This window comes from Pseudanabaena sp. PCC 9330 (assembly GCF_055795045.1).
In genome coordinates this window covers 79,682-92,037 of the sequence record NZ_JAYFES010000066.1, presented here as the reverse complement: position 1 = coordinate 92,037, position 12,356 = coordinate 79,682, and the positions used below count along the sequence as shown (strand labels likewise).

The following is a 12,356-nucleotide window of genomic DNA, read 5'->3' as shown; positions in this document are numbered from 1 at the left end:
TGGGTGCAACGAAGTGAAACCCAACAGCAGTAAGCTTTTGTTGGGTTCTGCTGGCGCTCCACCCAACCTACAAATTAAAGCTTGACAAAGCACTAGGCCATAGCCGTTGTAATACCCTGGCTTCATAAAGTAAATCAGCATTTACCACAGACCCGGCCCTATGGTGAATGCCGAACCGGGCCACGGCTAGCGGTAGGGGGCTTGCCCTTGCAGGTAGTTGACCACGGCGATCGCGATCGCCCCCAGCAGAGCGTAGATCACCATCGCAATCAACAAATTGACATCGAAAATGCGGGTAGCAGCAGCATCGGTGGGGCTGACAAACAGCGTAGAAAACGGAGCTACAAACGGCTCAGATAGCCTAAAAATGAACTGCGCAAAGGGATTTTCAGGATTGCCCCCAGTCGCCCGCAAAAAGAACCGAATCCCCAGCAGAATTTCTAGTGACCCCACCAGTAGCGCAATGGTGTTGCGCGCCCAGACAAACTTGCTGCGCCGCTGGGCCGCGTTTAATCGATCAGATTCTTGCCGCAGACGATAGATCTCCTGCTGCTGTCTCAACTCCTGCTGTCGCTGAAAATCATCATTGCGGTTGGGGTTGTTCATAGAAAATCCTTGGGGATGACGTTCTCGCTAGGGGCCTAGGGCGCAGCCAGCCCTTTTGGCTCTGGTCTAGAGTAAGAGACTACCGTAGGAAAATCATAGGCCCGTTTTAGCCGTCAACGTCACGTTACCAGCTCCGGTCGCCAGTTAAACCAGGCAACGCCGACCCTAGGGTAGGCCTTCTCGTCGCCATGCCCCTAAGGTAAAACAACGCGTCAATCGTAGTCTTATGGCTAAAAGTCTTCTCAAGGACGCCCCCACTCCAGATGGCGAATGGCCAACTCGCTATCGGCGGCTTCTACGATCACAGCGACAGCTTCGGAGTAGCCATTTCCTGCGATCGCCACATAAGCCCAACCGAGATCCGTGGGTCGCCGCTTGGGCAACTGCCATTTCCCCATCGTGACAATTAGCTCCACATCGGTCGGCGGCCCGTCGCCGTAGGCAATCATAGCCTCGTAGGCTTTAGACAGGTGCGATGGGGTGAGGTCTGCACGCAACTCCGCCGATAAACAAGCATGGGCTTGGTCAAAGTCACCAGCCATTAGAGCCTTGACGAACCGTACCGCTAGCTTGGCATAGGGAGCTGTGTGGTCACATTCCATAGCTGAGACTGCCTGTGGGCTCCCGGTTCACTCATCTAAAGCTGAGCGAACTAGGAGCTTCTATTTGCCGATTGGGGAGCAGGCTGCCGGGATGGCAGCACTGGTTAGTGTTGGTAGCACGGTCTAGTGGCTACTCCCACTCGATGGTGCCAGGCGGTTTGGAGGTAATGTCGTAGACCACCCGGTTGACCCCTTCTACCTCGTTGACGATGCGGTTAGAGATGGTCTCTAGCAGGTCGTAGGGCACCCGCGACCAGTCGGCGGTCATGCCGTCTTCGCTGCTGACCAGGCGCAGCACAATCGGGTAGGCGTAGGTGCGCTGGTCACCCATAACGCCGACGCTGCGGACGGGCAGTAGCACCGCAAAGGCCTGCCAAAAGTCGTGGTACATGCCCTGCTTAGCGATCTCATCACGCACCACAAAGTCGGCATTGCGCAAAATTTCCAGCCGCTCTTCGGTGATTTCGCCAATGATGCGAATAGCCAAGCCAGGGCCAGGGAAGGGCTGACGGCGGACAATCTCTTCGGGCAAGCCGATAGAGCGACCCACTTTGCGCACTTCGTCTTTGAACAGCTTCCGCAGGGGCTCTACCAGCTTAAATTGCAGATCTTTGGGCAGGCCACCGACATTGTGGTGACTCTTGATTTTAACCGCCACTCGCTCGCCGGTTTTGGGGTCTACATTGGTGTCGGCAGACTCGATCACGTCGGGGTAGAGGGTGCCCTGGGCCAGGTAGTCAAAGGGGCCAAGGCGCTTAGATTCTTCTTCAAACACGCGAATAAACTCGTGGCCGATGCGCTTGCGCTTTTCTTCGGGATCGGTAATGCCTGCCACCTGGGCCAGGAAGCGATCGCGCGCTTTGACGTGAATCACCGGAATGTGAAACTGCTCAGCAAACAGCTTTACCAGTCGCTCGGGCTCGTCTTTGCGCATAAAGCCCTGGTCGATGAACATGCAGGTGAGCTGGTCGCCGATCGCCTTGTGCAGCAAAAACGCCAAAGTAGACGAGTCGACCCCGCCCGAGAGGGCCAACAGCACCCGCTTGTCACCCACCCGCGCCCGCACCTCACGAATGGCATCTTCTACAAAAGCCTCAGTGGTCCAGGTGGGGTGGCATTCACAGATGTGGTAGACAAAGTTGCGAATCAGCGCAAACCCACCCTGGGAATGCACCACCTCGGGGTGAAACTGCACCCCGTAGAGCTTGCGGGCGTGGTCGGCGACGGCGGCGCAGGGGGTGTTGTCGGTGTGAGCGAGCAGCTCAAACCCATCAGGCAGGCTGCTCACCGAGTCGCCGTGGCTCATCCACATGGTGGTGCCATCATCCACATTGGTGAGCAGGTCGGTGGGGTCGTCGATAAACAGAGCCGCCTTGCCGTACTCGCCGCGCTCAGCCCGGTCGACCTGGCCACCCAGCTGCTGCACCATCAGCTGCATGCCGTAACAAACACCCAAAACCGGAATGCCCAATTCCCAAATAGCCGGGTCACAGTGGGGAGCGCCAGCGTCATAGACTGAGCTTGGCCCACCCGAGAAAATAATGCCCTTGGGGTTGAGCTGCTTGAGCTGTTCGGCGGTGGTGCGATAAGAAAGCACCTCTGAGTACACCTCGGTCTCGCGAATGCGGCGGGCAATCAGCTCAGAATATTGAGAGCCAAAGTCCAAGATCACCAGCATCTGGCGGTTGACTTCCGGCAGGGAGGCATCCTCAAGGTTGGCGGTAGGTTCGGTTTGAGTCGTCACGGGTTAATCCTGCGGGTGGTGGTGTACTCGGGGACGGTTGGCAGCTGCCAGGGCGGCGGGAAGAGGATAACTAACGATGCCATAAATGTTGCACCGTGCGGATCCGCGAGGCAAACAAGACGGGTTAGAGGCGCTTCTGGCCGGGGTGTTCCTAGCAGGGGCAGTAAACGCTGCATCTGAAGAAACAGGTACAGCTGGAGGGAAACAAAAAGGCCTTGCTCAGAGGCCGCAAGCATGGCGTAGAGATGAGGGCTAGAAGATTGCTATGGGAGATTGGTAAAAAAATATTCCTTCTAGTCTACCAAAACTTGATCGAAGAGAGCTTGGGCGCGATCGCTGCTCGCTACCACCTGCCGCTGCCGGTCAAACACCATTGTGCCCACCGCCAGCGGCTGCCCCGTGTGGGCGTAGACGTAGGCCGCCGACCGCTCGTCAATGCGTTCGACCATGTGCTGGTAGACGCGCTGAGCCATGGCCCCGTCGCGATCGCGCAGGATGGTCAACCCGGCCTCGACGGTTGGGGCCTTAAGAATGTCTTGAATGACCGGCAGCGGCACGGCCACTCCAGCGCAGCAGGCGGCGAGTATCTCTTGACGGCCGTCGGCCACGTGGTGGTGGGTGTGAAAGATGCCCCCCGCCAGTTTGATCAGCTTGCCGTGGTAGCCCAGCAAGAGCACACCAGACAGACCCAGCAGCCCGGCTTCTACCAGCATTGGCCCCAGCCAGTTGGCGGTCTTGACCCGGCGATCAGGGTCGATACCGAGTTTGAGGGCCAGATCTAGCCCGTTTTCGCCCAGGCAAAACACCAAGTGACTATGCTGGGCGGCCTTGGCACGAAGAAGAGCCCTGGACTCGTCTAGCTGACCGGGGGCGCTGAGGGGAGCGGAGATGCCGGCGGTGCCCAGGAGCGAAAGGCCATCGACGACGCCGAAGGCGGCATTGGAGGTGCGATCGCCCAGCGCCCTACCTTCCGGCAAAATCACCGTCACCCGCAGGGTCTTGCCCTCAGGCAGCAGGGGCGTCAGGTTGTGGGTCATCACGTCTTTGGCGTAGCGGTAGATGGCCGGGGCGTTGGCGTGGTTGACCTGCCGCCCAATGCCCTCGCCGCCGTCGATGTGGATGCGTTCGATCTGGTCATCACTGCCCCAGGCCACCACCGACCAGATCGGAGTATGACGGGTGAGGTCGAGGTTGTCGCCAGGGTCGCTGTGGGTAATCGCTAGTACCGAGCCATCGGGCAGCGGGGCCAACTGATCGATGGGAATGTCGGCGGGCTGGGGCGGGTTCAGCAGGTCGAAGGTAACGGTCTGGGGAGAATCGCCTGTGTCTAGAAGGTGTCTCAGGGCGGCGATCGCCCCAGCACAGGCAAAAACCGGCAGCGTATAGCCCGAGCGCGGCAGAGAAGATGGAATATTCGCCATAGGCCAACAATGCGATAAGATTGACACACTGTTCTCATAATGAGAACTTTGCTTTAGGGTACTTCTGTGTCTACAGGCTAAAAAGCTGTTTCCCAGCCGACCAAAGCAGGTTTTGAGGATAGGCGTAGCTGATTGTAGTTTGCGCTTGACCCAGAAGTATCAGCTCAAGCCATAATTGTTCCGCAGGCCCAGAGTTAGAATGAATGAGGTTAATCAAAAAGACCAATATCATCCAAGATGCCCAGGCTTATCCTGCTGATATTCAGAAGCGTATTTCGGCTTGGTGCAAAGTAGTGAAGCAGGCCAACTGGGCCAGCTTAGACGATATCAGAAAGACCTATGACCGCTCGGTAGATCAAGTTGGAAAATTCTTAGTTTTCAATATTAAGAGCTATCGACTCATTGTGATTTGCAACTTTAAAACTCAGATTATTTACTATCGTTTCCTATTGACCCACCAAGAGTACGACAAAGGTAAATGGAGAGACTGATGCTCACCCTTGATCGCAACTTCTACGGCGAACTCCTAGCTACCTATCAACCCCAAGTCATTCAGTCTGAGGCAACTTATAAGGAGACTTTAGCTGCGTTAGAAACTTTGCTAAGTAAAGGAGAAGAACTCACAACTGAGGAGTCAGCTGTGGCGACGCTGTTGGCGACGCTCCTTGAAGCTTATGAAGATCAGCAGATTGATCAGATGCCCCTAGATGTCGTTTTACCAGGCGAAATGCTGTGTCATCTAATGGAGGTGAGAGATCTAAGACAGGCTGATTTAGTTCCGCTAATAGGCTCTAGGGGCTTGGTTTCTGAAATCGTCAATGGTAAGCGATCAATTAGCAAGGCCCAAGCTAAAGTACTAGGGGCATTTTTTAATGTTTCCCCTGCCCTCTTTATTTAAACTCATCCCAAATTGGTAGGGTTTTGACCTGCTCTACGGTGAGATCCACATAGGTGACCTCTGCCAATTCTTCCCCCTCCACCGGATCTTCGCCAAAGTAGCCGCGATCGCCGTCGTGTTCGTGGGGGCCGCTGGCGATCGGCAGATACCGCCCCGATCGCCGCGCCTGGTTAAAGGGCGACCCCCAGGTCCATCGCCACCGCGACGGAAACAGCGCCGAGCCCACATTGTCGACCCAATCGCCCTCCCCATGAAGGTGGTAGACCTGCTCGGCGGCGTCAAAGCCTTCCTGGCCATCAAATACGCCCCCCACCGAGATCACCGTGATCTCCACCGGTAGCCACTGCTTGAGGTAGGGGGCTGCCCCCAGGGCCACCTGGGCGCCGCCGCTGGTGCCCGCCATCACCAGTTGAATCGGCGGATCGGCGTCTAGATTAATGGCGGCGGCGGCGGCCATCCGCTCTGCGATCGTGGCCGCTGTGCCCCGGTTGTAGGCTTGGCCGTAGCGGTTGTCAGCCGACAGCGCTATGCGCCAGAGGTTTCTGGCCTGCAAGACCATGCGGGCGGGGTTGTCGCTATCGCCAATATCGTCGCTGACCTGCCACAGCCAGCGAAAAAAGGGCTGGCCCCCCACATTGTCACTGGTGGCGGAGTAGGGAAACACATCGCGCACCACCACGCAGTTGGGCACGGCGGCCTCCATCTCGTCTAAGAAAACCGCTTCGCCATCGGCCAGGGTTTCGTTTGAGACATCGCCGACGCCGGTTAAAAATACCAGATAGCAGGACGGCCCTCCGTCGCTGGTCACAGCATCGTCGGGCAGATCGGGCCGCTCGTCGGCTAGGCCATTGCCATCCTGCAACCACCACGACAGGGTGCTGATCGGGGCGATCGTACCCCAGGCCAAAAAGAATAGCCCCAGGGCAGTGAGCAGTTTGCTCGTATCGCCCACCGCCCGTGCCGCTAGGTTAGAGACTAGAGATTTCATGGTTGACCACCCTGGGGGTAGACTGGGCCAGGTAATCTAGATTACAACCTATGGCTCAGCGGCACTCTTTCAGGTGGCTGCGGCAGGTCTTGCTCGACGCCCTCACCCTCAACCAAGACTTCTACGAGCACAGCCATCGCTACCCCGCCGCCAAACGCTATGCCCAGGTCATTGTTGCCCTGGCGGCCACCTCCCACGGGCTGGGCAGCGGCCTGATCTTGCTGCTCTACCAGCCCTCGCTGCTTCAGTTTGGGCTGGGGGTGCTGATCAACATTCTCGGCGTGATCGCCGGGTACTACCTGTGGACCTACGCCATCTGGAAGCTCGATACCTACATCAACCCACCCGTGCCCCCCTACCGGGAATTGCTGATTCCGGTGGGGTTTGCCTACACGCCCCAGCTTCTCAACCTGCTGACGGTGATCCCCCTATTTGGCCGCCCGATCACCCTGGGGCTGGCAGGGTGGACATTGCTGGGGGCGATCGCCGCCGTGCGCGCCGGACTCAACATTGGCCTCGCCCGAGCTGCACTGCTGGCCGGGGTCGGCTTTACCCTGGTGCAGGTGGCGATCGGCCTCGTGCAGGCTGGGGTACAGAACTGGGTGGCCAGGTAGCGCTTCATTCACTCCCCCACTCCCCCACTCCCCCACTCCCCCACTCCCCCACTCCCCCACCACCCCTACCCCATGCCCCACTGGTTTAATGGCACCTACTTCCCCACCGATACCCTGGCCCTGACCTCAAACGACCCGGCCTTTCTCTACGGCGCGACGGTATTCACCACCCTGCGGGTCTATGGGGCCAGTCTCGACCATCCGCTGACCTGTTGGTCAGGCCACCACCAGCGTCTCACCCAGGCTCTACAAGACTTTGGCTGGCCAAGCCCCGACTGGCCGTCGGTGCGCCAGGGGGCAGAGACTCTATTAAATGAATATCCAGTTCTGCGCATCACCGTCTTCCCCGACGGTCGCGCCCTGGTGACGGGGCGACACCTGCCCACCGATTTAGACCAAATACAGGCTGAGGGAATTGTGGCCTGGGTCGCCAAAGGCGAAACCTACAGGCGGCCCATGCCCAGCTACAAAACTGGCAACTATCTGGGGGCCTGGCTGGCGCTGCAAGCTGCCCAGCAGCAGGGGGCACGCGAAGCCATTTTAGTAGATGCCCGGGGCCAGTGGTTGGAGACTAGCACCGGCAACCTGTGGGGCTGGGCAAAGGGTCAGTGGCACACGCCTGGTCTAGGCGCAGGCCTTTTGCCAGGGATTGGACGTCAGCACATCATTGACCACCTGGGGCAAAACGGAGAGCGGGTGAACCAGGCCCCCTGGCCACCGGGGATCATTCAGCGGTTTGAGGCGCTGGCCTACAGCAACTCAGCGGTGCAGGTGGTACCGATACACAGCGTGTTGGGGCATACCGGCTTGGGGCACACAGTAATGGGCGATCGCAGTAGACTGGAGATTAGCCCTCAGCACCCCGCTCTAGCGGCTTTGCGGGCTGCCTTTGAGGAAAAATAGTCCTATTCTGAGATTCGATTAGCCCATTCCAACAGAAGACGTTAACATAAGTTAATAACTTTCTCAGTATTGCGGCTTGTTTGACATTCAGCCCTAAAGAACAGTTCCTTAGGCACAGGTTTAAGCGACGGTTCATCCCAAGACGTTAGTGGAGGCATTAGCCCGGTGAACAAACGGTGGAGAAACGCAGGTCTATACGCCCTGCTGGTCGTTGTAGTGATTGCCCTGGCGACCGCAATTTTTGATGGCTCTGGCCCCGAAACCCAGACCTGGCGCTACAGCCAGTTTTTAGACGCGGTGCAAAATAACCAAATCGAGCGCGTCAGCATCAGCGCCGATCGCACCCGCGCCCGCTTTACAGACCCCGAAGGCAACGGCCAGGTGATCGTCAACCTGCCCAACGACCAGGAGCTGATCAGCACCCTGGAGACCAATAATGTCGACATCGTTGTCACCCCACAAAGCGACGACAGCGTCTGGGTTCGCGCCTTTAGCACCCTGCTGATTCCTATCTTGCTGCTGGGGGTACTGTTCTTTGTGCTGCGCCGCGCCCAGAGCGGCCCCGGCAACCAGGCGATGAACTTCGGCAAGTCCAAGGCTCGGGTGCAGATGGAGCCGCAAACCCAGGTAACTTTTGGCGATGTGGCCGGTATTGAGCAGGCCAAGCTGGAGCTGACCGAGGTGGTCGACTTCCTTAAGAATGCCGATCGCTTCACTGCCGTGGGCGCCAAAATTCCCAAGGGCGTGCTGCTCGTCGGCCCTCCTGGTACCGGTAAAACCCTGCTAGCCAAGGCCGTCGCGGGCGAAGCGGGCGTGCCCTTCTTCTCCATCTCCGGTTCTGAGTTTGTCGAAATGTTTGTCGGTGTGGGTGCCTCCCGCGTCCGCGACCTGTTCGAGCAAGCCAAGGCCAACGCTCCCTGTATCGTATTTATCGACGAGATTGATGCCGTCGGTCGTCAGCGGGGCGCAGGCCTCGGCGGCGGCAACGATGAGCGTGAGCAGACCCTCAACCAGCTCCTGACCGAGATGGATGGTTTCGAGGGCAATACTGGCATTATCATCATTGCCGCTACCAACCGCCCCGACGTGCTGGATGCGGCTCTGCTGCGCCCCGGTCGCTTTGACCGTCAGGTGGTGGTCGATCGCCCCGACTATGCCGGTCGCCTGGAGATCCTCAACGTCCACGCCCGTGGCAAGACATTCTCCAAAGATGTCGATCTGCAAAAGATCGCCCGTCGCACTCCTGGCTTCACCGGGGCCGACCTGTCAAACCTGCTGAACGAGGCTGCCATTCTCGCCGCCCGCCGCAACCTCACCGAGATCTCGATGGATGAGGTCAACGATGCGATCGATCGCGTCCTGGCTGGCCCCGAGAAAAAAGACCGCGTCATGAGCGAAAAGCGCAAAGAGCTAGTCGCCTATCACGAAGCCGGTCACGCCTTGGTCGGTGCCCTCATGCCCGACTACGACCCCGTACAGAAAATCAGCATCATTCCTCGCGGTCGGGCCGGTGGTCTGACCTGGTTTACCCCCAGCGAAGATCGCCTGGAGTCGGGCCTCTACTCCCGCTCCTATCTGCAAAACCAGATGGCCGTGGCCCTTGGTGGCCGGATTGCCGAAGAGATCATCTTTGGCGAAGAGGAAGTGACCACGGGGGCTTCCAATGACCTCCAGCAGGTAGCCCGTGTGGCCCGCCAAATGGTCACCCGCTTCGGCATGAGCGACAAGCTCGGCCCCGTGGCCCTGGGTCGCCAGCAGGGCAATATGTTCCTGGGTCGCGACATTGCCGCCGAGCGCGATTTCTCTGAAGAAACCGCCGCCACCATTGACTCTGAGGTACGTAGCTTGGTAGACCAAGCCTACATTCGCGCCAAGCAAGTGCTAACCAACAATCGCCATGTGCTTGACCAACTGGCCCAGATGCTGGTGGACAAAGAAACAGTAGATTCTGAAGAGCTACAAATGCTGCTGGCCACCAACGATGTCAGCATGGCTTCGATCGCGTAAGGCAGACTAAAGCCTTTGTAATTATTAAAAGGGGATGCCCAATGGGCATCCCCTTTTTTGTTGTCATAGTGGCCCTAGTACACAGAAGGCAGTGGCAAAACCAGCCAAAGCAATCTCTTTGTCAGCCCATTAAAATCACGTTATCGAGAACGTGGATGATGCCATTGTCAGCCTCAATGTCGGCAGCTAGCACTGTGGCATTCTTGACCTCGAATCCTTCAGTCCCATCAATTGGAATCGGCGCTCCTTCCAGCGATTCCACTGTACCAAGCTTGATCAGCTCGTCTTTGGTGTACTTGCCCGCGACCACGTGGAACTTGAGAATGCGACCGAGCTGGGGCGGGTTTTGTACTAAGGTTTGCACGGTGCCGGGGGGCAGTTTGGCAAAGGCAGCATCGTTGGGCGCAAAGACAGTAAAGGGGCCAGGGCTTTGCAGCGCTTCGACAAGTCCGGCAGCCTGAACGGCGGCAACTAGGGTAGAGAAGCCTTCGGTATTGACAGCGATATCGACGATGGTAGGCATGGAGGATTTTGGATTGGTGAGTTTGGTTTTTGGATGTTGACCACGACGCTTCAAGCATCCCCGACCGGGAGAGGTAGGGGTGGGTCTGCCCAGGGTGGTTAAACCCACCCCGCCCTCTGGGCACCCCTCCCGGTCAGGTTTTTACCGATACTCCTGCCGCTGGACGTCCCTCAGGCGGGCCTCAGGTCGCACAAAGCGATCCATCTGGGCCTCGAAGAACTGGCGGTTGGCCATCAGGTGGCGGGGGTTTTGGTCATCCAATGGGTACAGCAGCGCGGTGCGCAGAGCCTGGATCACGGCTGAGGTGACGTTGTACATCGAGCGCTGGAAGGTGATGCCCAGCTGAATCAGCATGTCGTCTTCGCCCCGGCAGTGCTGCTGGTAATACTCCAACAGATAGGGCGGCAAAAAGTGCAGCATGTCCTGCATCAGCAGAGTGGGGGGAATGCCCGCACTGCCCACGGGAAAGACGTCGGCATAGAGGATGCCGTAGTGGAAGTCGTTTTGATCCTGGGGCACCTGCCCGGCCTGAGCATTGTAAGATTTGGTGCCCCGGAAGGGAGCGGTGCGATAGAACACGGCTTCGACGTAGGGCAGGGCCGCTTCATACAGCCAGGTAAAGCCACAGGATTTGGGAATCAGCTCAAAGCATTCGTCGCCCACGTAGACGTGGTGATAGATGGGGCGACCCGCCACTGCAAAAATGCCGTTTACCAAAAAGTCCATGGCGTCGGGCACCCCGGCGAAGCCGCCCTCGTCGTAGATGTCGCTCATCTCGAAGAAGACCGGTGCCATCACTTCCCAAAACAGGCCAAGATTTGAGTAATAGGAGAGTTCGCGGCACTTTTCGTAGAACATCTCGGGGAAGAGTTTGTGCAGCCCCAGCATGACGGGGTTGCCCTTGAAGTAGGCCCGAATGGCGCGATCGCACGCCGCCTTGTACTCATCGGTATACAAGTAGTCGTTGAACCGCCCGCCCATGTCCTGGTGCCACAGCATGGCCTGCATACAGGCCTCGGCAAACTCCATGTTGACGCGATCGTGCCAGAGGTGGTGAAACAGCTTGGGCAGCTTGCGCTTTAGCTCCCCCTTTTCCATAAACTCCAGCAGTTCTGGGTGAGCCGTGGCTACCCCTCGCCAGATCCGCAGGTCAGCGGTGTCGCCAGCGTAGTGGTTGGGCAGATCCAGGTATTCCTGGGGCAAAAAGTACTTAAAGGCCGGGATGGGGTTCAAAAACACTCGCTCGGCAATGTAGAGCAGGTCGCGCCAGTAAAAATCCATCGGCACGGCGTAGGCCTTATAGATCCCGATGATCTGCATCAGGTTTTCTGGCGTATCGGGCAGCATCGAGCCACCCGCCTCTAGGCGATGGATTACCTCAGCGTGGGGATGGGTGGAGGGGGGAATGAGGGTGGTGGGTTGGGTGAGGGTAGGCATAGCGATTTTAGATTTTAGTAGGGGTTTCCCGTGCTCAGAAAGGAAGGGGTGGGTTTGCGAGAAGTTACAAATTTTAAGTTTTGAATTAGATTTGTTCGAGAAAGAAATCTAAATTCGGAATTTAAAATTTTTCTCATGGGTAAAAAAGCAAGAATTCGGCCAATTTCACTCTGTTTACTGCGACGGGGCGAGGAGATTCTTGTCCACGAAGCCTACGACTCGGTAAAAGAGCGGGGGTTTGCACGACCTTTGGGGGGGGGCATTGACTTTGGTGAGACCAGCGCAGCGGCAGCAATCCGCGAAATTAAGGAGGAGCTGGGATTTGACATTACCGAGGTAACGCTGCTGGGCATTGTAGAAAACATCTTTGTCTACGAAGGGGTGCCGGGCCATGAGATGGTGTTTGTCTACGACGGGCGGTTGGTGGATGAGTCGCTGTACGAGCGAGAGAGCCTGACGGCGGTGGAAGGGAAGCGGCAGTTTGAGGCGGTTTGGCGATCGCCTCAAACCCTCCGCGCTGGCCCCTGCTACCTCGTCCCCGAGGAGATTTGGCAGTTCCTCTAGCCCATCGCCCGTCGGGTGCATTAGGCCTAAGATCCACCATGCTCGTACC

The 12,356-nt window shown here is 57.8% G+C and carries 13 protein-coding genes; 6 read left to right on the top strand and 7 right to left on the bottom strand.

The window, feature by feature from the left end; all coding sequences use genetic code 11:
• Nucleotides 1–186: 186 nt before the first annotated feature.
• The 4 genes from AC0QKW_RS04710 to cbiD form a co-directional block, all read right to left on the bottom strand.
• Nucleotides 187–606, bottom strand: coding sequence for a YggT family protein (locus AC0QKW_RS04710; RefSeq protein ID WP_473149899.1), 420 nt, complete (start codon nt 604–606; stop codon nt 187–189).
• A gap of 242 nt (nt 607–848) precedes the next feature.
• A complete protein-coding gene (locus AC0QKW_RS04705) occupies nt 849–1,208 on the bottom strand; it encodes a hypothetical protein (protein WP_473149898.1) in 360 nt (119 codons plus the stop codon).
• A 130-nt stretch (nt 1,209–1,338) separates the two neighbouring features.
• A complete protein-coding gene (gene guaA / locus AC0QKW_RS04700) occupies nt 1,339–2,952 on the bottom strand; it encodes a glutamine-hydrolyzing GMP synthase (protein ID WP_473149897.1) in 1,614 nt (537 codons plus the stop codon).
• A 293-nt stretch (nt 2,953–3,245) separates the two neighbouring features.
• Nucleotides 3,246–4,373, bottom strand: coding sequence for a cobalt-precorrin-5B (C(1))-methyltransferase CbiD (cbiD, locus tag AC0QKW_RS04695; RefSeq protein WP_473149896.1), 1,128 nt, complete (start codon nt 4,371–4,373; stop codon nt 3,246–3,248).
• A 203-nt stretch (nt 4,374–4,576) separates the two neighbouring features.
• Between cbiD and AC0QKW_RS04690 the strand changes: the two genes are divergently transcribed.
• Nucleotides 4,577–4,864, top strand: a complete 288-nt coding sequence (locus tag AC0QKW_RS04690) for a type II toxin-antitoxin system HigB family toxin (protein ID WP_473149895.1) — start codon at nt 4,577–4,579, stop codon at nt 4,862–4,864.
• Nucleotides 4,864–5,271, top strand: coding sequence for a helix-turn-helix domain-containing protein (locus tag AC0QKW_RS04685; protein WP_473149894.1), 408 nt, complete (start codon nt 4,864–4,866; stop codon nt 5,269–5,271). The genes AC0QKW_RS04690 and AC0QKW_RS04685 overlap by 1 nt, the downstream gene beginning before the upstream one ends.
• Here the strand turns inward: AC0QKW_RS04685 and AC0QKW_RS04680 are convergent.
• Nucleotides 5,264–6,259 (bottom strand): hypothetical protein, encoded by a 996-nt coding sequence (locus AC0QKW_RS04680; RefSeq protein WP_473149893.1) that lies wholly within the window; start codon nt 6,257–6,259, stop codon nt 5,264–5,266. The two genes, AC0QKW_RS04685 and AC0QKW_RS04680, sit on opposite strands and share 8 nt — an antisense overlap.
• Before the next feature lie 50 nt (nt 6,260–6,309).
• Here AC0QKW_RS04680 and AC0QKW_RS04675 point away from each other — a divergent pair, with 50 nt between their 5' ends.
• The 3 genes from AC0QKW_RS04675 to ftsH3 all read left to right on the top strand — a co-directional run bounded on the left by AC0QKW_RS04675 (nt 6,310) and on the right by ftsH3 (nt 9,783).
• A complete protein-coding gene (locus AC0QKW_RS04675; RefSeq protein WP_473149892.1) occupies nt 6,310–6,873 on the top strand; it encodes a hypothetical protein in 564 nt (187 codons plus the stop codon).
• A 72-nt stretch (nt 6,874–6,945) separates the two neighbouring features.
• A complete protein-coding gene (locus AC0QKW_RS04670) occupies nt 6,946–7,776 on the top strand; it encodes an aminotransferase class IV (protein ID WP_473149891.1) in 831 nt (276 codons plus the stop codon).
• A 165-nt stretch (nt 7,777–7,941) separates the two neighbouring features.
• Nucleotides 7,942–9,783 (top strand): ATP-dependent zinc metalloprotease FtsH3, encoded by a 1,842-nt coding sequence (ftsH3, locus tag AC0QKW_RS04665; protein WP_473149890.1) that lies wholly within the window; start codon nt 7,942–7,944, stop codon nt 9,781–9,783.
• A gap of 121 nt (nt 9,784–9,904) precedes the next feature.
• Here the strand turns inward: ftsH3 and AC0QKW_RS04660 are convergent, their stop codons facing one another.
• Both AC0QKW_RS04660 and AC0QKW_RS04655 read right to left on the bottom strand, forming a co-directional pair.
• Entirely contained in the window at nt 9,905–10,306 is a 402-nt protein-coding gene (locus AC0QKW_RS04660; protein ID WP_473149889.1) for a fasciclin domain-containing protein, read from the bottom strand.
• Nucleotides 10,307–10,447: 141 nt separating this feature from the next.
• Nucleotides 10,448–11,743 (bottom strand): CO2 hydration protein, encoded by a 1,296-nt coding sequence (locus AC0QKW_RS04655; protein WP_473149888.1) that lies wholly within the window; start codon nt 11,741–11,743, stop codon nt 10,448–10,450.
• A 135-nt stretch (nt 11,744–11,878) separates the two neighbouring features.
• Here AC0QKW_RS04655 and AC0QKW_RS04650 point away from each other — a divergent pair, with 135 nt between their 5' ends.
• Nucleotides 11,879–12,307, top strand: a complete 429-nt coding sequence (locus tag AC0QKW_RS04650) for an NUDIX hydrolase (RefSeq protein WP_473149887.1) — start codon at nt 11,879–11,881, stop codon at nt 12,305–12,307.
• The last annotated feature ends 49 nt before the right edge of the window (nt 12,308–12,356 follow it).